The following is a 21,499-nucleotide window of genomic DNA, read 5'->3' as shown; positions in this document are numbered from 1 at the left end:
CCGCACCACTGACTACTAGCAGTGCACCCCGCCCTTGGCGTCGATGTTCCGCTGCACCGCGGCATCCACGGCGGCCTGGTTCAGCTGGCCGTCGGCCAGGGCCTTCTCGAGACCGTCCAGCACCGCGGGCACCTCATCGGTGGTGATCCACAGCGCGTTGTCGGCCCCGGCCTGCAGTGCCTTGAGCACCGCCGCGGCCACGCCGTAGCGCTGGTTGATCGCGGCCATGCTGGACAGGTCGTCGGTGTAGATGACGCCGTTGAAGGCCGGCCCGCCGTAGTTGCCAGAGCGCAGCAGGTCATATGCCGCGGGGCTGAGGCTCGCCGGATCCGCTCCGGTCAGGCCGGGCACCTCCAGGTGTCCGACCATCACGGCGACCGGGGCCTGGGTGGTCAGGGTCCGGTACGGCACGAGGTCGTTGTTCTGCAGCTCCGCCAGCGGCGGTGTGGTGACGACACCGGCGGTGTGCGAGTCGCCCGAGCCATGGCCGTGGCCGGGGAAGTGCTTGAGCACCGGCAGCACCCCCGCGTCGCGCAGGCCGCGGGCGAAGGCTCCGGCGTACTCGGTGACCTTGGCCGGGTCGTCGCCGAAGGACCGGTCACCGATGACGGTGTCGTCGGCGTCCGAGGTGACGTCGACGACGGGCGCGAAGTCGACGGTGATCCCGAGGTCGCGCATCTTCTTCCCGCGATCCAGCGCGATGCCGTACACCTCGTCGACGGATTTGGTCTGGGCCAGCACCCGCGCGGACGGCTGCTCACCGATCAACGAAGCGAGCCGCGACACCCGGCCGCCCTCCTCGTCCACGGTGACCGCGAGCGGCAGCGGGCCGGCCGCCGAGATATCGGGCAGGGAGCCGTCGCTGAGCATCGACAGGTCGGTCCAGCTGCCGATCATGATGCCGCCGACATGCTGCTCGGACACCACGGAACGGGCATCGGCCGCATCTTTGATGCCGACGGTCAGCAGCTGGGCCAGCTTGTCGCGGGGCGAGAGAGCGGCCAGATCGCACACCGGCGCGGCCGGCATCGGCGCGTGAGTCGACAGTGGCTTCGTCTCCGAGGATTGAGACTCTGGCGCCGGGGTGCTCGGAGAGCACGCCAGCAACAGTCCGGACAACGCTGCGAAAGTTGCGACGAGACGCGGTGAAGCCATGGGCCCCGACCTTAGCCGCTGAATAGGCGGTAATCGATTCTCTGCGTGTCGCCCCAGGTCCTCCTCACACGGATTCGGGGTATCGCCGTGCTAGGTTGGCCGGGTGAACCGGTTCGTCATTCCCTCCGCGGCCAGCATTGTCGTCGGCCTGCTGTTGGGGGCGGCAGCCGTCTTCGGTGTGACGCTGATGGTGCAGCAGGACACTAAGCCTCCGCTGCAAGCGGGCGACCCGGCGTCATCGGTGCTCAACCGGGTCGAGTACGGCGACCGGTCCTGACTTGGCCGTGCCGCTGTCGCGGCGCTGGCTGTGGGTGGTCGCGGCTGCGACTCTGCTCCTGACTTTCGCCCAGTCACCCGGAGAGATATCACCCGATACAAAGCTCGACCTGACCGCGAATCCGGTGCGGTTCCTGGCGCGGGCGTTCAATCTGTGGAACAGCGATCTGCCGTTCGGGCAGGCGCAGAACCAGGCCTACGGCTACCTGTTTCCGCATGGCGCCTTCTTCCTGGCCGGTGATCTGCTCGGAGTCCCCGGCTGGGTCACCCAGCGGGTGTGGTGGGCCCTGCTGCTGACGGTCGGGTTCTGGGGTGTGCTGCGGGTCGCTGAAGCACTGGGCATCGGCAGTACCAGCTCCCGCGTGCTCGGTGCGCTGGCGTTCACGTTGTCGCCACGGGTGCTGACCACTCTCGGCGCGATCTCGTCGGAGACCCTGCCGATGATGCTGGCGCCGTGGGTGTTGTTGCCGGTCATCCTGGCGTTCCGCGGGAATCGGAATCTCCGGCTCATGGCCGCGAGGTCCGCGGGCGCGGTGGCCCTGATGGGTGCGGTGAACGCGTTCGCCACGCTGACCGGCTGCCTGGCCGCGCTCATCTGGTGGGCCTGCCACCGGCCGAACCGGTTGTGGTGGCGATTCACCGCGTGGTGGTTCGGCTGCACGGCACTGGCCGTCACCTGGTGGATAGTGGCGCTGGTCATGCTGGGCCGCATCAGCCCGCCGTTCCTCGACTTCATCGAATCATCCGGCGTGACCACGCAGTGGATGTCGCTGACCGAGATGCTGCGCGGCACCCATACCTGGACCCCGTTCGTTGCGTCGACCGCCACCGCGGCGGCGTCGCTGGTGACGAGCACGGTCGCGGTGCTGGCCACCACGCTGATCGCCGCAGCCGGGCTGGCGGGCCTCGCGTTGCGCTCGATGCCGGCGCGGGGCCGGTTGATCACCATGCTGTTGATCGGCGTGGTGCTGTTGGCCCTGGGCTACTCCGGGGGGCTGGGCTCCCCGGTGGGGGCGGCCGTTCAGGACTTCCTGGACGGAACGGGCACGCCGCTGCGCAACCTGGCCAAGCTCGATCCGGTGTTGCGGCTGCCGCTGGCGCTGGGCCTGGCGCATCTGTTGGGCCGGATCCCGTTGCCGGGCACCGTGCCGAGGCCTGTGTGGGTGCGAGCGTTCGCCCGGCCCGAGCGCGACAAGCGGATCGCGGTGGCGATCGTGATCCTCGCCGCCATGGCCGCCGGAACCTCGCTGGCCTGGACGGGTCGCATCGCCCCGGCCGGGACGTTCACCGCGATCCCGCAGTACTGGCACGATACCGCGGACTGGCTCGACGAGCACAACACCGAGCGGGGCCGGGTGCTGGTGGCCCCCGGCGCGCCGTTCGCGACGCAGACGTGGGGTAACAGCCACGACGAGCCGTTGCAGGTGCTCGGCTCCAGCCCGTGGGGCGTGCGGGATTCGATCCCGCTGACCCCACCGGAGACGATCCGCGCCCTGGACTCGGTGCAGCGATTGTTCGCCGCCGGACGGCCCTCGGCGGGACTGGCCGACAGCCTGGCCCGCCAAGGCATTTCCTACGTCGTGTTACGCAACGATCTGGATCCGGACGTGTCCCGGTCGGCCCGCCCCGTGCTGGTGCACCGGTCGATCGAGGGATCACCCGGACTGACGAAGGTGGCGGAGTTCGGCGATCCGATCGGCCCGGGCACGCTCGAAGGCTTCGTCGCGGACAGCGGGCTGCGGCCGCGGTACCCGGCCGTCGAGATCTACCGGGTCGACACCGGCGGGAAGAACCCGGCCGCGCCGTATCTCGTCGGCGCCGACGCGATGACGCGGGTGGCCGGTGCGCCCGAAGCACTGCTGCGACTGGACGAGCGACGCCGCCTGGCCGGACTGCCCCCGCTGGGCCCGATGCTGCTGTCTGCCGACGCCGAGCGGGCCGGCCTGCGGGTCCAACCGCGCGGATCCGCCGGCGTCATCGTCACCGACACCCCTACTGCGCGGGAGATCGACTACGGTCGCGTCGACGACCACGCCTCTGCGATCCGCGGCCCAGACGACGCCCGGCACACCCACAACCGGGTCCCGGATTATCCGTCGAACGGGGCCGCGCCGGTGTACGGCAAGTGGAACGGCGGACGGATCTCCGTGTCGAGCTCGGCGGCGGACTCCACGGCACTGCCCAACGTGGCACCGGCCACCGGGCCCGCCGCGGCCATCGACAACGACGGCTCGACATCGTGGGTGTCCAACGCACTGCAAGCTGCCGTCGGCCAGTGGCTCCAGGTCGATTTCGACCATCCGGTCACCAATGCCACGCTGACCATCACCCCCAGCGCGACCGCCGTCGGCGCGCAGGTGCGCCGCATCGAGGTGGCCACCGCGACCGGCACCAGCAGCCTGCGTTTCGACACCGCAGGCCAGCAGTTGACCGTGCCGCTGCCGGTCGGCGAGACCCCGTGGGTGCGGATCACCGCGGTCGCCACCGACGACGGCTCCGCCGGTGTGCAGTTCGGCATCACCGACCTGTCGGTGACCCAGTACGACGCGTCGGGCTTCGCCCACCCCATCAACCTGCGGCACACCGTCGAGGTTCCCGCTCCCCCGGCCGATTCCGTTGTCGCTCAATGGGATCTGGGGACCGAACTGCTCGGCCGGTCAGGGTGTGCGGACAGTCCGGTCGGGGTGCGGTGCGCGGCGGCGTTGGCGCTGGCCTCCGAGGAGCCCGTCAACCTGAGCCGCACGCTGACGGTGCCGACCGCCACCGATGTCGAGCCGACGGTGTGGATCCGGGCGCGGCAGGGGCCTCAACTGGCCGACCTGGTCGCTCAACCGGGGACCATCCGCGCCACCGGTGACGCCGACCCGATCGACGTCCTCGGGTCGTCCTACGCCGCCACCGACGGTGACCCGCGGACGTCCTGGACCGCACCGCAACGCGTCGTCCAGTTCAAGGCGCCGCCCACGCTGACGCTGAAATTGCCGGCTCCGACCGAGGTCGGCGCGCTGCGGATCGATCCCGGTGCCACCGAACCGCCGGCGCACCCGACACAGGTGGCGATCGACCTCGGCGACGGTCCACAGATGCACAAACTGGCAGGCAACAGCGAAGTCCAGACTGCGAAGCTCAAACCGCGGGTGACGGACACCATCACGGTGTCGTTGTTGGGGTGGAACGACATCATCGACCGCACCTCGCTGGGCTTCGATCAGCTCAAGCCGCCCGGATTGGCCGAGCTGACCGTGCTCGATGTCCACGGCAAGCCCATCGCCGCGGCCGACGCCGCCGCCAATCGCAAACGGACAGTGTCACTTCCATGCGGGCAGGGCCCGATCATCGGTGTGGCCGGGCAGTTCGTCCAGACGTCGGTGCGCACCACCGTCGGCGCCCTGCTCGACGGCGATCCGATTGCGGCCCGCCCCTGCCGGACCGGACCGATCGCCCTGCCTGCCGGTCAGCAGGAACTGCTGGTCAGCCCCGGCGCGGCGTTCGTCGTCGACGGCGTCGTCCTGAACACCCCCGTGTCCGGCCAACTACGCACGGCGACAACAACTCCCGTCGAAACTCCGGTGTGGTCACCGGATCATCGGCAGGTTCAGGTGCCGGCCGGCGCCGACACCAGGGTCCTGGTGGTGCCCGAAAGCGTCAACCCGGGCTGGATCGCCCGCACCGCCGACGGTGCCGTGCTGACCCCGGTGAAGATCAACGGCTGGCAGCAGGGCTGGGTGCTCCCCGCCGGTGGCGCCGACACCGTGACGCTGTCGTTCCCCTCGAACCGGCCGTACCGCATCGGGTTGATCGGCGGCCTCGCGTTGCTGCCGATACTGGCCCTGCTGGCTCTGTGGCCGGCCCGCCGCCGCACTCCGGTTCTCGATCCGGTGCGGCCGTGGCAACCGTCCCCGTTGCTCGCCGGGGCGGGCGTACTCGCGGCGGGGACGGCGATCTCCGGCCTGCCGGGATTACTGGTCGCCGGTGGCGCGCTGGGGTTGCGCTATCTGCTGCGCGATCGCGACAGCTGGCGCGAGAAGTTGACCGTGGGGGTGTCGGCGGGCGGACTGATCCTGGCCGGGGCGACGTTGAGCCAGTACCCGTGGCGGTCGGTCGACGGCTACGTCGGGCACTCACCGTGGGTGCAGCTGCTCGCACTCTTGTCGGTGGTATTCGTCGCGGCGTCCGCGATCACGCCTGAACTGGGCTTGCGCCGAAGGATTCCGACGGATTCCGCGTAGCTGTTGACAACATGGGTATGCGGTACTTACGGTACCGGCACGCGTGGCGCAGTCCCGGAAACACTTTGCTGTGTGGGGGATCGCAGGTTGCGGACCTGGATTGCGCCGGACTGGATGCAGTAACTACGCAGTCAGTTGACGGCTGAGCTGAAACTTAGCTGTGTTCGCGTGGCTGCGCACTAATCAGTGCGCACGGCGCGCGGTGTCGGCGACGGAGGGGTTCGCCGACACCGCACGCTCGGGGCCTACGCGGTGGCCGCCAGAGCCTTGGCATCCTCGTCGGCGAACGTGTCCTCCAGGGTCAGCGGCGAGTAGTCGAGATCGATTTCTTCGAGCGGGCGGCCTCGCGCGCTGCTGATGGTGCCGAATCGGCGCATGCCCTTGTCGGCGGAGTACTGCATGAACTCGTCTTGCACCAGCCCGAACGGGATGTCGGGTGCGTAGAGGGCGAACCCCTCTTCGGTCAGACGCAGCGCCAGCGGGATCAGCTCGTTCATCTGGTTCTCGAAGACTTCCCAGTTGGCATCGTCGGCGGCGACGTGACGACGGCAGGTGAAGGTGCCCCACGCCATGTGGCGACGCTCGTCGTCCCCGATCCGCCGGACCAGTTCCTGCATCCCCGGCAGGATCCCGCGATCGACGCAAATCTTGTGCCACGCATAGTATCCCGTGAGCGCCAGCATGCCCTCGACGATGTGGTTGTAGGTGACCGACGCCCGGACCTGGGCGGCCGGTGACGGGTCGGTGTACAGCGCATCGAGCGACGCCGGCAGCTCCTCGTAGAACACCTGCCGGTATGCCGGGAGTTCGTCGAAGTAGTTGTGCAGATCGTCGGTGATCCCGACGGCATCGAGCCACATGCGGAACACCTGCGTGTGTTTGGCCTCCTCGAAGGCGAACTGCGTCAGGTACATCTCGTCACCCAGCCGCCCTTCGGATCGCATCGCGCTCATGAACGGCTGGATGTCCTTGGTGACGGCCTCCTCACCCGCGATGAACTGGGCACACAGCCGGGTGGCGTACTCGCGTTCCCGGTCCGTCAGCGCCTCCCAGTCCGCCCGGTCGCGGGAGAAGTCGATATCGGCCGGATTCCAGAACTTCGCATTCCCACCGGCGAACAACCGCAACGGCACACTGTCCCAATTGAGACCGCCCTTGGACAGCGAACCGAACTTCGTGTGTGACATGGGAATTGACCTCCTCAGGTCTGGTGGGCTGCTTCGGTGGCCGCCGGGGTCTTGGGTACCGCGAAGGCGGCCGCCAGCACCGCGACGAGTCTGCGCACGGCCAGTGCCGGCTGCTCGGGACTGGGCTCGTCCAAGCCCAGGATCGGGTCCATCCCACGCACGTACGGCGCGAGCGCCAGGTGCGGAAAGATCATCAACAGCAGCGACAACAGCGCGCCGGCGTCGGCGTCGGCCCGTAGGTCACCGCGGGCCTGGGCCTCCTGCACGAGAGGGCGCAGCACCTCGAGATAGTGGCGATGGATGACGGTCCGGACGCTGACCCGGGCGTCGGTGTCCACCTCGAAGCTCGCCGCGGCGTGCAGCGAACGGTCTTGGGGATGGTCGGCGAAGTAGGCCACCCAGTCGTCGAGCAGATCGGTCAGGAAATCGAAGAACGGGCGGTCCGGGTCCAGCGTGCGGATGCGCTCTTCCATGTACGCCCGCACCCGCTGGCTGCCGATGTCGGCGATGAACGCGTAGAGGTCGCGCTTGTCCGCAAAGTATTGGAACAGACTGCCTTTCGCCACACCCGCACGCCGGGCGATGACGTTGAGGCTGCCACGGGAGTATCCGTGCGCCCCGAATTCCGCCTCGGCGGCGTCCACCACCGCGGCTCGGCGAACGGGGTCCAAACGTGCCCAGGTGACCGTCGGCATGTGACTCTCCAGCCTGTATGACCACTGGTCATATTACTGTGATCGCCCTCACAGTCAAGGAGTCTTCACCGCGATCAGATGGTGCGAGATGGGCTCACCCTCGACCCAGCGCTCAACCGCCTGCTCGATGGCCAGGTCGTTGCCCGTCAGGCGGGTGCGGTGCTGACGCAGATGCTCATCCCAGGACCGCACCACGAACGCCTCGACGAACACGCGCTCGCGCTCCACGTCCCGGAACAATCGCCATTGCGTGGCGCCGGTGCGCTGACGTGACCGGCCCAGTACACCCATGGCAGCGAAGAACTCGGCCTCATGCTCGGGTTCCACCCGGTAGGACGTCAGCACCAGGACCGGGCCGTCCGGTGGCTCCGGCTCGAACACCAGCGCCGGTTCGGGCCAGTGCGCCGACGGAGTCAGATCGAGATCACCGGTCCGCGCGTGCAACGGCCACCACCACGTCGATACCGCGCAGAACACCAGCAGACCTGCGCTGATCAGCAGCGCCGTGACCGTGCTCGCGGCGCCGGCGACCAGGCCCCACACCAGCGAGCCGATGGCCTGACCACCCATGAACGTCAGCTGATAGACCGACAACCCGCGGGCCCGGACCCACGCCGGCAGGCTCAACTGCATCGACGCGTTGAGCGTGGACAGGGCCAGCAACCAGGACGTACCGCCGACGACGAGTGCCACGAGCACGATGCCGAAGTTGTGGACCAGCGCCAGAACCGCAGTGGCTCCGGCGAATCCGAGAGCCGCGACGATCAACAAGGTGTTCAGTCCGAAGGCGAACTGCAGGCGGCCCAGGACGAGCGCGCCGAGCACCGCCCCCACCCCCAGCGCACCCAGCAGCAGCCCGTAGCCGGACGAGGACAACCCCAGCTGCCTCTCGGCGACGACCGCGAGCAGGCCCCACAGTGCGCTGCCCGGCGCGATGAACAGCACCGCCCGCAGCAGAATTCGCCTGATGATCGGTGACCTTCGGATGAACCGGCCACCCGCGCCGAGCGCGGCCAACGGCCGTTCAGCGGGCAGTATGTGCTCGGCGGCGGGGCGGCGCCAGAGCAACAGAACCACCACGATGCCTGCGAACGAGACCGCGTTGAGCGCGAACACCAGCGTCGGACCCGACAGCGACACCAACGCCCCGGCGATCGCCGGACCGATCGCCCTGGCACCGTTCATGCTCATGCTGCCGAGCGCCGCCGCAGCCGGAATCTGTTCGCGGGGAACGAGGTCCGGCTGGATCGCCTGCCAGGCCGGAGCGGTCAGCGCCTGCCCGCAGCCGATCAGGAACAGCAGGATCAGCAACACCGTCGGGGTGGCCAACCCGGCACCGGTCAGGGTCGCAAGCGTGGCCACCCCGGCCGCCATCGCCCCCTGGGTGGCCAGCAGCAGCCGACGCCGGTCGACCAGATCGGCCAGCACGCCGGACGGCAGGGCCAGCAGCATCACCGGCAGCGTGGTGGCGGTCTGCACCAACGGCACCAGGACCGGGGCGCGCGGATCCCCGACCAGCATCCACTGGGCACCCACCGTCTGCATCCAGGTCCCAAGGTTGGAGACGAACTGGGCTATCCACAGCGCCCGGTAGATCGGCGACGCCAACGGCGCCCACGTCGACGTTGCTCGGTCCGCCATCTCACTGATCGTGCCAGTGCCGCTGCGGCATAGTGGGGTCATGGCTGAAGTCCGCAACATTCCCGAAGCGCGCCACTACGAGATCACCGTCGACGGTGAGCATGCCGGCCTCGAAGCCTATGTCGACTCCGGCGACCAGCGAATCTTCTACCACACCGAAATTGACGACAAGTTCGGCGGGCGCGGCCTGGCCGGCGAACTGGTGTCGGCCGCCCTGACCGACGCCCGGGCGGCAGGCAAGCGCATCGTGGCGGTCTGCCCGTACGTGAAGAAGTACGTGCAGGAACACCACGACTTCGACGACCTGCTCGACCCGATCACTCCCGAGGTGCTGGCCGCGGTCGAGGCCGCCAACTAGACCTTGGTGGCGGTCACCAGGAAGCCGGGCATCTGCGCGGGGCCTTCCGGCAGGGCGGCGTGCAGCTGCGCCGGGCGGATCTCGTCGACCTGCCAGTACCGCGAAACCTCGTCGCGCAATTGGTCTTCGGTGAACTGGGTGGGCCCGGGCCCGTCGTGCTCGCCGAACGCACCGGCGCCGAACGCCAGAATGTAGAACCGCGCGCCGGGAGCGGCAGCATGGTGCATCGACTTCAGATAGCCGTCACGCAGCTCGTCGGGCAGCGCGTGCAGCAGCCCGCTGTCGAAGATCGTGCCGAACCGCCCGTCGTACCCGGTGAGCGTGGAGATGTCGGCGGCCGCGAACGTCGCGTTGCCCAGGTTGCGTTCCTCGGCCGCCGTGGCCGCGGCAGCCACGGCCGTCGGGCTCAGGTCGATGCCGACGACGGCATGGCCTCGCGCCGCCAACGCCAGCGCCAGCTCGGCGTGGCCGCAGCCGGCATCGAGCACCTCACCCTGGACCGCGCCTTCAGCGTCGATGATCACGGCATATTCCGGTTGTGGCGCGCCGATGCTCCACGCGGGTGTGCCCTCGGCCTGGTACGCCTGGTCCCAGTCGATTCGATGGGTCATGTCGACCATCCCTTCAGTTAGTTAAAATTTGTACTATATTGACTGTAGGTCGACATTCACTGCATGACAAGGCGATACTTCACACTGTTCAAAACTGAACCAGTTTGCCGATTGGAGGAAGATGGCACGCAAGCTGTCCCCAGCCGAGGAGCAGGCCTGGCGGCCCTACATCGAGTCCAGCCTGCGTCTGGAGACGCTGCTCGACGAGCGTCTACGGGAGGCCGCGAACCTCACGCTGATCGACTACCACCTGCTGATGATGCTGGCGAACGCCACCGATCACCGCCTGCGGATGAGCGAACTCGCCGAGAAGATGGTGTTCTCCCGCAGCCGGATCACCTATCAGATCAACTCGATGGCGAAGCGGGGCCTGGTACTGCGCGAACCGGTCCCCGAGGATCGCCGGGGCTATCGCGCGGTGCTCACCGCCACCGGCGCCGAAGCGCTGCGACTCGCCGTGCCGCTGCACAGCGAGTCGGTACGCGAACTGTTCTTCGACCACATCCGGCCCGATGAACTCGACTGTGTCGAAAGAGTATTCACCAGGCTGCACGAGAACCTGGCACAAGCCGACCGGCAACACGACGACCGAGAGCAGACCTCATGACATTCACCCCCGCCGAACTGGCATACCTACGCGAGCAGCCGATCGGGCGGTTGGGCACCGTCGGCCCTGACGGCGATCCGCAAATCCGCCCGGTCGGCGTCCACCTCAGTCCCGACGAAGACGGCATCGACATCGTCGGCCACGCCCTCGCGTCGACACAGAAGTGGCGCAACGTTGTTCGCAACCCACAGGTGGCGTTCATCGTCGACACCGTGCTCTCGGTACGGCCGCCGGACGCGCGCGGTATCGAAATCCGAGGTACGGCAACCCCGTTGCGGCAGGCCGGCACCACCGACGGGGGGCTGTCCGGCGACATCATCCGCATCGTGCCGCGCCGCGTCATCAGCTGGGGGCTCGACGGCGCGGGCACCTCCGCCCGCGACTGGGCCGAATCCCCACGCGCGGCGGACTGACGCACCTAGCATCGGGCTCGTGCCGACTGTCAACACCGCCCACGGAGCCATCGATACCGCCGACCTCGGCGTCACGCTCATGCACGAGCACGTCTTCATCATGAGCACCGAGCTCACCCAGAACTATCCCGAGTCCTGGGGAGACGACGCCTCCCGGGAAGCCGATGCGATCGCGCGGCTCACCGAACTCAAATCCCGCGGCGTCGACACGATCGTCGACCTCACGGTGATCGGCCTCGGCCGCTACATTCCGCGTATCGCCCGCATCGCCGAGGCCACCGACCTCAACATCGTCGTCGCCACCGGCTTCTACACCTACAACGACCTGCCGCTGACCTTCCACTTCAGCGGCCCCGCGGTGGGTCTGCCCGAACCGATGACCGAGATGTTCGTCCGCGACATCGAACACGGCATCGCCGACACCGGGATCAAAGCGGCGATCCTCAAGTGCGCCACCGACGAGCCCGGCGTCACGCCCGGCGTCGAACGGGTCCTGCGGGCCGTGGCGCAGGCGCACCGGCAGACCGGGGTGCCGATCTCCACCCACACCCACGCAGCCAGCCGGCGCGGCCTCGAACAGCAGCGCGTCTTCGCGGAAGAGGGCGTCGACCTGTCCCGGGTGATCATCGGGCACTGCGGCGACACCACCGACATCGGCTACCTCGAGGAGTTGATCGCCAACGGTTCCTACCTCGGCATGGACCGCTTCGGTGTCGATGTCTTCCTACCGTTCGAGGAGCGGGTCGCCACGGTCGCGACCATGTGCGAGCGCGGCCACGCCGAGCAGATGGTGCTCTCGCACGACACCTGGTGTTACTTCGACGCGCTGCCCGGCGAACTGACCGCACAGGCCCTTCCGAACAGCCACTACCTGCACATCCACAACGACGTGCTGCCCGCACTGCGAGAGCGCGGCGTCACCGAGGACCAGATCACCACCATGTTGGTGGACAATCCGCGACGGATCTTCGACCGCAAGGGCGGCTACTGAGATGACCGCAGCCATCCCAACCATCCCGACCCAGTTCTCCCAGCTGGCCGCGGCCGACCCCGACCGGCCCGCGGTGACCTGCCAGGGGGTCACACTCAGCCGGGCGGAGCTGGACCGCTCCGCCAATCGACTCGCCCGCGCCTACGCCGAACGCGGTGTGCGACAGGGCGATTACGTCACCATAAGTCTGCCCAACTCGATCGAATGGGTGCGGGCCGTGCTGGCCACCTGGAAACTCGGCGCGGTGCCGCAACCCCTGTCACCCCGGTTGCCGGACGCCGAATTCGCCGGGATCCTGGCGCTCCGGCCCCGGGCGCTGGTGGTCGGTCGTGATGCCGGTGAAACACCCTGGGTCCCAGCCGGATTCGCCCCCGATGCCGGGCTGTCGGACACCCCACTACCCGAGGCCGTCGCGCCGACCTGGAAATCGATGGCCTCGGGCGGCAGCACCGGACGGCCGAAGCTGATCGAGGCCGGCGGCGACAGCCGGGTGCCTGCCCTGATCGGCGTTCCCCTTGGTGCCGAGCCCGGTGACGTCACGCTGATGTCGGTACCGATGAGCCACAACACCGGCTTCACCACGTTCGCCATCGCCTTGTTGCAGGGCCACCACCTGGTGCTGATGCCGCGCTTCGACCCGGCCGAGTTCCTGCGACTGGTCACCGAGCATCGCGTGACATTCCTGACCACGGTGCCCACCATCATGCAGCGACTGCTGCCGGTCTACCGCGCCGACCCGAATGGCTTTGACCTGTCGAGCATTCGGCGGTTCTGGCACGTCGGAGCACCCTGCCCGCCCGCGGTCAAACAGGCCTGGATCGACCTGCTCGGCCCCGACGCACTGTGGGAACTGTACGGGGGCACCGAACTGCAGGCCCTGACCTTCATCTCCGGCGAACAGTGGCTGAGACATCCCGGATCGGTCGGGGTGGCGGTGGCCGGTGAGATGAAGGTGCTCGACGACGACGGCGCGGAGTGCCCACCTGGAGTGACCGGCGAGATCTACATGCGACCCGGCCCCGGCAGCGCACCCACCTACCGCTACGTGGGCAGCACGGCCAAGAGCCGCGACGGCTGGGATTCACTCGGAGATCTCGGGTATTACGTCGACGACGGGGACGAGCGCTTCTTCTATCTCAACGACCGCCGGGTGGACATGTTCACCGTGGGCGGCAAGAACGTGTACCCGGCCGAGATCGAAGCGGCGCTCGCCGAGCATCCCGACGTGCTGTCCTGCCTCGTCGTCGGCATCCCACACGAAGACCTGGGCCAGGTGCCGTACGCGCTGGTGCAGGCAGCCGCGGACTCAGCTCTGAACGCCACGGCGGTGCAAGACTTCCTGAGCGAGCGCCTCTCGGGCTACAAGGTGCCGGTTGACGTCGAGTTCGTCGACACCCCGCTGCGCGACGACGCGGGCAAGGCGCGCCGCACCGCGGTGCGCGACGAGGTCATCGCGCGGCTGGCGCAGGCTCAGGCTCGTCGGTGATCGAGCTGTCCAGGGGAGGCACCGGTTTCTGGTTCCGGTACTCCCAGCGCCGCAACGCCTCCCGGCACGGGGATTCCACCAGCGCGTAGCTCACCGCGGCCAGCGCGAAGCCGAACACCAGCGTCAGCACCAACACCACCAGCATCTGCCCGTTGAACAGGAACTCCCCGATCATCGGGAACACCATCGCCAACGCCGCCAGGTGCCAGACGAACAGCCCATAAGACCAGCGGCCCAGCGTGACCATCACCTTGTTGCCAAGGATCGGATGCCCGGTGTCGGGGTGGTCGAGGACCAGCGGAGCCAACAGCGCTCCCGCGACGATCGCGCCCATCGCGGTCTTCAGCGTCACCTGGCCGACCGAACCGGGACGCAACCCTTCCAGGCCCGCCAGCGGCGAGGCGGCGATCGCGAAGGCCACCGCGGCGATGACGCCCATCAGGACGCGACGCCGGGCCAGCCGGTGTACCCAGCCGAATGGGCTCACCGTGAGTTCAGCGAGCACCATGCCCGCGGCGAACCACGAGAAGAACGCCGGCGGCCAGTTCCACGGGTTGAGCCCGGTGGTACCGGAGAAGGGGATGCGCACCCACAACAGGCTCAGCGCCGCCAACGCGATGATCACGCCGATGCGGGCCCGCACGGGCAGCCGGCGCGCCAACAGCGCCAGTATCGGCAATGCCAGATAGAAACTGACCTCGACCGACAAGCTCCACATCTGGGTCAGCCCCGCGGTCAACGTCAGCGGGACATAGATCTGGGTCAGGGTCAGGTTCGCCAGCCACACCGTCAGATCGGCCTTGGCCTCCGGGAGCAGCAGGATGATCACCACGACGGCGACCACATATCCGGGCATGATGCGCACGACGCGGGAGCGCAGGTAATGACCGGTGCGCGGACGAGGACGCAAACCCCGGGCGGCCGCGGCATGACCCCGCCACAGCAGGAACCCCGAGAGCGCGAAGAACACCGCGACCGCGAGGTCGAACCGGCCGAAGAACCGGCCGCTCACCCCGGTGGTGTGTCCCGTCTGGAAGGCAACGTGGGTGAGCACCACACCCATGGCCGCGCAGGCACGCATGCCTTCGACGGCCGGCAGGAAGCTGCGAGTTCCGCCGACCGGCTCCGAACCCGTTTCCGGCTCCGCTACTCGGGTGGCCACGGCGACCAGTGTGCCGCGCCATGGCAACCCCGCCAAACTGCGGGTTAATGCACCCGCGGCGTGCCGCCGGAGTAAGTGATGGCCTTAAATAGTGCTGTTAGGGTCGAACGGGTTTGCCTCACGACGAGTTGGCCCACACTGAAGGAGGCCCGGTTTGAACCGCGCAGTTGCGCTGCGTATCGCGGCATGTGGACTGATGGGGCTGGGTGCAGCCCTGCTCATCGCCGCACTGTTGCTGACCACCTACACCAAGGGCAAGATCGCCAAGATCCCGCTCAATCTGGATACCAGCCTGGTCAGCGATGGAACCGCGACCGCTTTCGATCCGGAATCGCTGGTGGCCGAGAAGTTCTCTGTCGACCGCAACGTGCCGGTCGCCCTCCAGCAACAGGTCAGCGTGGAATCGCCGTCCAACGCCGAGGTGGTGACTCTGCAGGTGGGCAGCACGCTGCGGCGTACCGACCGGCAGAAGGACTCCGGCCTGCTGCTGGCGATGGTGGACACCGTCACCATGAACCGCAGCACGGCGCTGGCCGTGTCCAGCGACAACAACCCGGGCGGGGCGCTGCAGAAGCCGCGGGCCATCGAGGACGAGAAGCCGCCGACGAACGTCGCGCTGCCGCACGAGGGTCTGACCTACCGGTTCCCGTTCGACACCGAGAAGAAGACCTACCCGTTCTTCGACCCGATCGCGCAGAAGGCGTTCGACGCGAACTACGACGGCGAAGAGGACGTCAACGGGCTGACCACCTACCGGTTCATCCAGAACGTCGGCTACGACTCCAACGGCAAGCTGGCCGATCCGATCAAGTACTCCTCGCTCTACGAGGACGACGCCGACAGCTCGGTCACCGCGAGTCCCGCGATGTGGGGTGTGCCCGGCGAACCCGACGAGCGGATCACGATGGACCGCTTCTACGCCGCGCAGCGCACCTTCTGGGTCGATCCGGTGTCCGGCACCATCGTCAAGACGCAGGACCACGGCTACCAGTACTACGCGCGTGACGCACTCAAGCCCGAGGTGACCTACGTCGACTACAAGGTCACCTACAACGAGGAGACCGTGGAGTCTCAGGTCGCGGCCGCTCAGGACGAGCGGGACCGGGTGTCGCTGTGGACCCGCGTCCTGCCGATCACCTTCGCCGCGCTTGGCCTGCTGGCGCTGGTCGGCGGCGCCGTCGTCGGCTCGTTCGCGGTGCGCGCCGAGTCGACTCTGATCGATCCCGGACTGGACACCGCCGATCACGGGTTCTTCAACACCCAAGGTTTCCAGGTCCCCGGCGCCGAGGCCAAGACCGAGAAGCTGCCCGCACAACGTCCGTCCGATCTACCGCCGGACCGATAGACCTGCGTCTGCGGTCCGCGCTGCTGCCGGCCTATGCGCTGGCACTGTCGTTACTGATAACCGGGCCCCTGCTGGGGCCCGGTTATCTGCTTTTGCGCGACGCCGTCTCCACTCCCCGGTCATATCTGACCGACGCGGCGCTCGGACTGACCGAGGCCGCACCCCGGGCACTGCCCCAGGATTTCTTCGTCGCTCTGGCCTCTGCCGTCCTCGACGGCGGAGTGGTGGTCAAGGTGTTGCTGGTGGCCGCCCTGTGGCTGGCCGGCTGGGGCGCCGCGCGGCTCGCCTCGACCGTCCTTGGATCCGCTTCACCCGGACAGTTCCTCGCGGCGACTCTGGCCATCTGGAATCCGTATGTGGCCGAACGGTTGCTGCAGGGGCACTGGAGCCTGCTGGTCGGTTACGGCTGCCTGCCCTGGGTCGCGGTGTGCGTGCTGCGCCTACGAACGGCGCCGGGCGCTGCGGCGACGGCGGGCCTGCTGTTCTGGATCGCACTCGCCGGGCTGACGCCGACGGGTCTGATGCTGGCCGCCACGATTGCGCTCGTGAGCCTCGCGGCCCCCGGCACTGGGTGGGGGCGGCTGCGGGTCGGTGCCCTCGCATTGGGGACGGCCGTACTCGCCGCGATGCCGTGGCTGGTGTCCGCAGCGGTCGGTGGAACGGTGTCCGCTCCGGAGTCGGCAGCGGGGGTTCACGCCTTCGCCGCCAGGGCCGAACCCGGCCTGGCCACCCTGGGCAGTCTGGCCGGCCTGGGCGGCATCTGGAACGGTGAGGCGGTACCCGTTTCGCGCACAACACTTTTCGCGGTGGTGGCGACCGCCGTACTGCTCGGCCTGGTGGCACTGGGGCTACCGGTGGCGGTGCGCAATCGCTCAGCAGTGCCGCTGCTGGGGCTGGCCGCGGTGGCGGTGCTGATCCCCGCGGCGATGGCCACCGGTCCCGGGCTCGCGTTCGTCGATGCGACGATCCGCGCCGTTCCCGGCCTGGGTGTGCTGCGCGACGGACAGAAATGGGTGGCCCTGGCCATGCCCGGCTATGTGGTGGCCGCCGCCGCTGCTCCGGTGACACTGGCGCGGCTGCGCGTGCCGTTGGCGGCTTCGGCCGCGGTGGGCTGCGCGGCGCTGATCGCGGTGCTACCCGACTTGGCCTGGGGTGTGGGCAATCAGATGCGCCCGGTGCAGTACCCGGCGGGTTGGACGGCCGCGGCCGCCCACATCAACGCCGATCCGCGACCGGTGGTGGCACTGCCACCGGACAGCATGCGGATGTTCTACTGGGCCGGTGCCTCACCGGTGCTCGATCCGCTGCCCCGGTGGCTGCGCGCCGAGGTGCTCTCGACCGGCGATCTGGTGATCGGCGGTCAGGTGGTGCCCGGCGAGGGAACACGGGCCCGCGAAGTCCAGGATCTGCTGCGCTCGGGCGCCGATCGCCGAACAATGGCCGACGCCGGTGTCGGCTGGTTGGTGGTCGAAACCAATGGTGTGCCCGCCGAACTGGATCTTCCGGTGGCTTACCGGGATGGCGATATCGCGCTGTACCGGATCGGCGGCGACCACCCGGCCTCACCTCACCGAGGTGTGTTGATCGCCGCGCATCTGGTCTGGCTGGGAGTGCTGGCCGGCGGCGCGATCGGGATGGTGGTCAGCTTGTGGCGAGGGCGCCGGCAGCCGGAGTCGCGCTAGCCAGAACTTCTTGTTGACTTTGAGCTGACGCTGCATTTTTGCGGGTAGCAGTGTGCGTGGTTTCAAAGTCAACGGCACCGCCCCGGCTCTGAGTGGCGCCTGAGGGCTACACCAGCCCGCTGACGTACTGCCGCTCGTGTACGGAACCCAGCACGGTGCGCATCGCGTCCGCGCTGAGCCGCCAGGAGAATTCGTCGCTGCGGGTCTGCGCCTTGCTTCCCAGCTGCACGCGCATCACCGGGTCGCTCAACAGCTGGCGGATCCCCGCGACCAGGGTTTCGCGATCCTCGACCAACAGCCCGGTGACCCCGTCGACGATCGAGTCGGTCAACCCACCGGATGCGCGATAGCCGATGGTCGGCACCCCGTGCTGGGCGGCCTCGGTGACGGCCAGTCCCCAGCCTTCTTTGCGAGACGGCAGGACGTGCACCCAACTCTGCTGCAGCACACGGTGTTTGGTGTCCTCGTCGACGTGACCGTGGAACGTCACCGAATCGGTGATACCGAGCAGCTCCGCGTGCTCGACCAGCCGCTGCCGCCACCAGCCACCGCCGAGAATGTCCAGATGCAGCCCCGGCACCTCGGTGCGCAAGGCGGCGACCGCCTCCAGGGCGTCCTCGATCTGCTTGTGCGGCACCAATCGCGAGAGCACCACGAGCCGCGGGGTGGTCGACCGGGGCAGCTCCAGCGTCGGGCCAGGAGCCTCGTCGAGCCCGTTGCGCACCACGGCAATCCGGCCCGAGTCGACCCCGAGCTCGTTGAGATCGCGGGCTGAGGGCAGCGACACGGTGACGTACTGGTTGCGGCGGTGCAGCCGCGGCGACAGCTTGGACTCGACGAACCAGCCGATGCGGCCCTTCATCGGGCCGGCGACCGGCCACAGCTCCCGGTGGCAGTGGTGCACGAGTACCGCGACCCGGCGGCCGAACGCCAGCCGCGCCAGGAACGGCAGCCCGTTCTGGGTGTCGACGACCACGTCGGGCCGGACCTTGCGCAGCGGCCCGAGACCGACGCGGGACGCCACCATGGCCAGGCCGGCCCAGATGTACACGCTGTAGGGCCCGCCGGCCCGATTGATCTGTACGCCGTCGACCACTTCGCGCCGGGGCGCTCCGGGGTAGCGGGCGGTGCGCAGCGTGACGTCGACGCCGTCGTCGGCCAGGCACGCGCCGATCCGCTGCAGATAAGCCTCGCTACCACCGCCCTGGGGGTGCCCCGTGTCACGCCAGCACAGGAGCAGGACGCTCCGCAGGCGTGGGTCAGGACGGGCAGACATCGTGTTGAGGGTACCGGTCAGTAAGTTGGGCGGGTGCAGCCCAGCGACATCTCGGCGCGCTTTGCCCGCCGGGCGAGCCTCAGCCGGTCGGTGCGCCTACTGGCGCAATTCCGGTTCGAGCAGACCGAACCGGCCCGTTTTTACGGGGCCCTGGCCACCGACACCGTCGCCATGACCACCGATCTGTGGACGGCGGCCACCGGTGAATCAGCTGCCGGACGCACGGTGCTCGACGTGGGCGGCGGCCCCGGCTACTTCGCGTCGGCGTTCGATCGGGCCGGCCTGCGCTATATCGGGGTGGAGCCGGATCCTCGCGAAATGCATGCGGGACCAGCCGCGGACGCGACGGAAGGGACGTTCGTCCGGGCCTCCGGAATGGCCCTGCCGTTCGCCGACGACAGCGTCGACATCTGCCTGTCGTCCAACGTCGCCGAACATGTGCCGCATCCGTGGCGGCTGGGCAACGAGATGCTGCGGGTGACGAAACCCGGCGGGCTGGCGATCTTGTCCTACACCGTCTGGCTCGGCCCGTTCGGCGGCCACGAGATGGGACTGACGCACTATTTGGGCGGCGCCCGAGCCGCCGAGCGGTACACCCGCAAACACGGACATCGACCCAAGAACGACTACGGCTCGTCGTTGTTCGCGGTGTCCGCGGCCGGCGGTCTGGAGTGGGCGCGATCCACAGGCGCGCTCGTCGCCGCATTTCCCCGCTACCACCCACGATGGGCGTGGTGGATGACCTCGGTGCCTGGGGTGCGGGAGTTCCTGGTGAGCAATCTGGTGCTGGTTCTTCGACCCTCCTAACCCATTCACTGGAACAGGTTCTCGTTTTTCTAGGAAATCTAGGTAATGTGACGCTCATGACACAGAGCGCAACTGTCGCCAAGACCGAATTCGACAAGCTGTTCATCGGTGGCCAGTGGGTCGAGCCCTCGACCTCCGAGGTCATCGAGGTCTTCTCCCCCGCGACCGGCGAGAAGGTCGGCCAGGTCCCGCTGGCCGCCGAAGCCGACGTCAACGCCGCATGCGCCGCAGCCCGCAAGGCGTTCGACGAGGGCCCGTGGCCCCACAAGACGCCAGAAGAGCGTCAGGCCGTGCTGGCCAAGGCCGTCGAGCTCATCAACGAGCGGGCCGAGGAGTTCAAGCACCTGCTGAAGCTGGAGACCGGCCAGCCGCCGACCATCGTCGACATGATGCAGTTCGGCGCGGGCGTGTCGAGCCTGCAGTACTACGCCGGCGCTGCCGACAAGTACGACTGGAAGGACATCCGCGACGGCATCTACGGCCAGACCCTGGTCATCAAGGAGCCCATCGGCGTCGTCGGCGCCGTCATCGCCTGGAACGTGCCGTTCTTCCTGGCCTGCAACAAGCTGGGCCCGGCCCTGCTCGCCGGCTGCACCGTCGTGCTCAAGCCGGCCGGTGAGACCCCGCTGACCACCAACCTGTTCGCCGAGGTGCTCACCGAGGCCGGCCTGCCCGAGGGCGTGCTCTCGGTGGTGCCCGGCGGTCCGGAGACCGGTCGCGCCCTGACCGCCAACCCCGAGCTGGACAAGTTCACGTTCACCGGCTCCAGTGGCGTCGGCAAGGAGATCGGCAAGATCGCTGCCGAGAAGCTCAAGCCCTGCACCCTGGAACTCGGCGGCAAGTCCGCGGCGATCATCCTCGAGGACGCCGACGTGGACTCCACGCTGCCCATGCTGGTGTTCTCCGGCCTGATGAACTGCGGCCAGGCCTGTGTCGGCCAGACCCGCATCCTGGCTCCGCGGTCGCGGTACGACGAGGTCGTCGAGAAACTCTCGGCCGCCGTCGCCGCCATGCCCGTCGGTCTGCCCGACGATCCGGCCTCGATGATCGGCCCGCTGATCTCCGAGAAGCAGCGCGACCGGGTCGAGGGCTACATCAAGAAGGGTGTCGAGGAGGGTGCGCGCGTCGTCACCGGTGGCGGCCGCCCCGAGGGCCTGGATTCGGGCTGGTTCGTGCAGCCCACCGTCTTCGCCGATGTCGACAACTCGATGACCATCGCCCAGGAGGAGATCTTCGGGCCGGTGCTCGTGGTCATCCCGTTCGACACCGAGGAGGACGCGGTCCGCATCGCCAACGACTCGCCGTACGGACTGGCAGGCAGCGTGTACACCCAGGACTTCCCGAAGGCCGTCGAGATCGCCTCGAAGATCCGTACCGGCACCTACGCGGTGAACATGTACGCCTTCGATCCGGGCGCCCCGTTCGGCGGGTTCAAGAACTCGGGCATCGGCCGCGAGAACGGTCCGGAGGGCATTGACGCCTACACCCAGGCCAAGAGCGTGCTGCTGCCGTTCGGCTACACCCCGGAGTAACACGCCGGGCGAGTAATACTCGCGAACAGACGCAAAACTGCCCCAG

General features: G+C 68.4%; 17 protein-coding genes and 1 pseudogene. 11 read left to right on the top strand and 7 right to left on the bottom strand.

Annotated elements, in window-relative coordinates:
• Positions 1 to 15 precede the first annotated feature (15 nt).
• Positions 16 to 1,155 carry a glycoside hydrolase family 3 N-terminal domain-containing protein gene (locus G6N57_RS07610; protein ID WP_077739927.1) on the bottom strand — a complete coding sequence of 380 codons (1,140 nt, stop codon included), beginning with the start codon at positions 1,153 to 1,155 and terminating at the stop codon, positions 16 to 18.
• Positions 1,156 to 1,258: 103 nt separating this feature from the next.
• Here G6N57_RS07610 and G6N57_RS07605 point away from each other — a divergent pair, with 103 nt between their 5' ends.
• Both G6N57_RS07605 and G6N57_RS07600 read left to right on the top strand, forming a co-directional pair.
• Positions 1,259 to 1,432 (top strand): DUF2613 domain-containing protein, encoded by a 174-nt coding sequence (locus G6N57_RS07605; RefSeq protein ID WP_003881739.1) that lies wholly within the window; start codon positions 1,259 to 1,261, stop codon positions 1,430 to 1,432.
• 1 nt (position 1,433) lies between these two features.
• A complete protein-coding gene (locus G6N57_RS07600; RefSeq protein WP_179968388.1) occupies positions 1,434 to 5,660 on the top strand; it encodes an alpha-(1->3)-arabinofuranosyltransferase in 4,227 nt (1,408 codons plus the stop codon).
• A 245-nt stretch (positions 5,661 to 5,905) separates the two neighbouring features.
• Here G6N57_RS07600 and G6N57_RS07595 read toward each other — a convergent pair whose 3' ends face one another.
• The 3 genes and pseudogenes from G6N57_RS07595 to G6N57_RS07585 form a co-directional block, all read right to left on the bottom strand.
• Positions 5,906 to 6,847 (bottom strand): R2-like ligand-binding oxidase, encoded by a 942-nt coding sequence (locus tag G6N57_RS07595; protein WP_077739926.1) that lies wholly within the window; start codon positions 6,845 to 6,847, stop codon positions 5,906 to 5,908.
• Positions 6,848 to 6,851: 4 nt separating this feature from the next.
• Positions 6,852 to 7,542, bottom strand: a pseudogene (locus G6N57_RS07590) (TetR/AcrR family transcriptional regulator); the annotation flags it as partial.
• Between the two features lie 54 nt (positions 7,543 to 7,596).
• The gene (locus G6N57_RS07585; RefSeq protein ID WP_077739924.1) at positions 7,597 to 9,183 is read right to left on the bottom strand and encodes an MFS transporter; all 1,587 of its coding nucleotides are present in this window, start codon (positions 9,181 to 9,183) and stop codon (positions 7,597 to 7,599) included.
• A 40-nt stretch (positions 9,184 to 9,223) separates the two neighbouring features.
• On the opposite strand from G6N57_RS07585, the gene G6N57_RS07580 reads away from it, so the two are divergent.
• Entirely contained in the window at positions 9,224 to 9,541 is a 318-nt protein-coding gene (locus G6N57_RS07580; RefSeq protein WP_077739923.1) for a GNAT family N-acetyltransferase, read from the top strand.
• On the opposite strand, the gene G6N57_RS07575 is transcribed toward G6N57_RS07580, so the two are convergent.
• Entirely contained in the window at positions 9,538 to 10,152 is a 615-nt protein-coding gene (locus G6N57_RS07575) for a class I SAM-dependent methyltransferase (protein WP_077741820.1), read from the bottom strand. The two genes, G6N57_RS07580 and G6N57_RS07575, sit on opposite strands and share 4 nt — an antisense overlap.
• A 121-nt stretch (positions 10,153 to 10,273) precedes the next feature.
• On the opposite strand from G6N57_RS07575, the gene G6N57_RS07570 reads away from it, so the two are divergent.
• The 4 genes from G6N57_RS07570 to G6N57_RS07555 are packed head-to-tail and all read left to right on the top strand — an operon-like array spanning position 10,274 to position 13,649.
• Complete coding sequence (locus G6N57_RS07570; protein WP_077739922.1) at positions 10,274 to 10,759, top strand: MarR family winged helix-turn-helix transcriptional regulator; 486 nt, start codon at positions 10,274 to 10,276, stop codon at positions 10,757 to 10,759.
• Entirely contained in the window at positions 10,756 to 11,172 is a 417-nt protein-coding gene (locus G6N57_RS07565) for a PPOX class F420-dependent oxidoreductase (protein WP_077739921.1), read from the top strand. The genes G6N57_RS07570 and G6N57_RS07565 overlap by 4 nt, the downstream gene beginning before the upstream one ends.
• Before the next feature lie 19 nt (positions 11,173 to 11,191).
• On the top strand, positions 11,192 to 12,163 hold the full coding sequence (locus tag G6N57_RS07560; RefSeq protein WP_077739920.1) for a phosphotriesterase family protein: 972 nt from the start codon (positions 11,192 to 11,194) through the stop codon (positions 12,161 to 12,163).
• A gap of 1 nt (position 12,164) precedes the next feature.
• Positions 12,165 to 13,649, top strand: coding sequence for an AMP-binding protein (locus tag G6N57_RS07555; protein WP_077739919.1), 1,485 nt, complete (start codon positions 12,165 to 12,167; stop codon positions 13,647 to 13,649).
• Here G6N57_RS07555 and G6N57_RS07550 read toward each other — a convergent pair.
• Positions 13,612 to 14,730 (bottom strand): acyltransferase family protein, encoded by a 1,119-nt coding sequence (locus G6N57_RS07550; RefSeq protein ID WP_077741819.1) that lies wholly within the window; start codon positions 14,728 to 14,730, stop codon positions 13,612 to 13,614. The genes G6N57_RS07555 and G6N57_RS07550 overlap by 38 nt on opposite strands.
• 235 nt (positions 14,731 to 14,965) lie before the next feature.
• Between G6N57_RS07550 and G6N57_RS07545 the strand changes: the two genes are divergently transcribed.
• Entirely contained in the window at positions 14,966 to 16,156 is a 1,191-nt protein-coding gene (locus tag G6N57_RS07545; protein WP_077739918.1) for a cell envelope lipid trafficking protein PgfA, read from the top strand.
• Positions 16,157 to 16,176: 20 nt separating this feature from the next.
• A complete protein-coding gene (locus tag G6N57_RS07540; RefSeq protein ID WP_234815625.1) occupies positions 16,177 to 17,838 on the top strand; it encodes an MmpA family trehalose lipid delivery protein in 1,662 nt (553 codons plus the stop codon).
• Between the two features lie 106 nt (positions 17,839 to 17,944).
• On the opposite strand, the gene G6N57_RS07535 is transcribed toward G6N57_RS07540, so the two are convergent.
• Complete coding sequence (locus G6N57_RS07535) at positions 17,945 to 19,114, bottom strand: glycosyltransferase family 4 protein (protein ID WP_077739917.1); 1,170 nt, start codon at positions 19,112 to 19,114, stop codon at positions 17,945 to 17,947.
• Positions 19,115 to 19,162: 48 nt separating this feature from the next.
• Between G6N57_RS07535 and G6N57_RS07530 the strand changes: the two genes are divergently transcribed.
• Positions 19,163 to 19,921: a class I SAM-dependent methyltransferase gene (locus G6N57_RS07530; RefSeq protein WP_407665976.1), complete on the top strand. Its 759-nt coding sequence runs from the start codon at positions 19,163 to 19,165 to the stop codon at positions 19,919 to 19,921.
• A gap of 56 nt (positions 19,922 to 19,977) precedes the next feature.
• Positions 19,978 to 21,453, top strand: coding sequence for an aldehyde dehydrogenase (locus tag G6N57_RS07525; RefSeq protein ID WP_077739915.1), 1,476 nt, complete (start codon positions 19,978 to 19,980; stop codon positions 21,451 to 21,453).
• Positions 21,454 to 21,499 lie beyond the last annotated feature (46 nt).

Origin of the sequence: Mycolicibacterium boenickei (assembly GCF_010731295.1) — a bacterium.
GTDB lineage: Bacteria > Actinomycetota > Actinomycetes > Mycobacteriales > Mycobacteriaceae > Mycobacterium > Mycobacterium boenickei.
This window is presented reverse-complemented; position numbering and strand designations above follow the sequence as displayed.

Bases quoted from the DNA above. Each gene is read 5' to 3' on its own strand.
- G6N57_RS07525 (WP_077739915.1), top strand. From the start codon at position 19,978: ATGACACAGAGCGCAACTGTCGCCAAGACCGAATTCGACAAGCTGTTC.
- G6N57_RS07580 (WP_077739923.1), top strand. From the start codon at position 9,224: ATGGCTGAAGTCCGCAACATTCCCGAAGCGCGCCACTACGAGATCACC.
- G6N57_RS07565 (WP_077739921.1), top strand. From the start codon at position 10,756: ATGACATTCACCCCCGCCGAACTGGCATACCTACGCGAGCAGCCGATC.
- G6N57_RS07570 (WP_077739922.1), top strand. From the start codon at position 10,274: ATGGCACGCAAGCTGTCCCCAGCCGAGGAGCAGGCCTGGCGGCCCTAC.
- G6N57_RS07555 (WP_077739919.1), top strand. From the start codon at position 12,165: ATGACCGCAGCCATCCCAACCATCCCGACCCAGTTCTCCCAGCTGGCC.
- G6N57_RS07535 (WP_077739917.1), bottom strand. From the start codon at position 19,114: ATGTCTGCCCGTCCTGACCCACGCCTGCGGAGCGTCCTGCTCCTGTGC.
- G6N57_RS07575 (WP_077741820.1), bottom strand. From the start codon at position 10,152: ATGACCCATCGAATCGACTGGGACCAGGCGTACCAGGCCGAGGGCACA.
- G6N57_RS07595 (WP_077739926.1), bottom strand. From the start codon at position 6,847: ATGTCACACACGAAGTTCGGTTCGCTGTCCAAGGGCGGTCTCAATTGG.
- G6N57_RS07585 (WP_077739924.1), bottom strand. From the start codon at position 9,183: ATGGCGGACCGAGCAACGTCGACGTGGGCGCCGTTGGCGTCGCCGATC.
- G6N57_RS07550 (WP_077741819.1), bottom strand. From the start codon at position 14,730: ATGCGTGCCTGCGCGGCCATGGGTGTGGTGCTCACCCACGTTGCCTTC.
- G6N57_RS07610 (WP_077739927.1), bottom strand. From the start codon at position 1,155: ATGGCTTCACCGCGTCTCGTCGCAACTTTCGCAGCGTTGTCCGGACTG.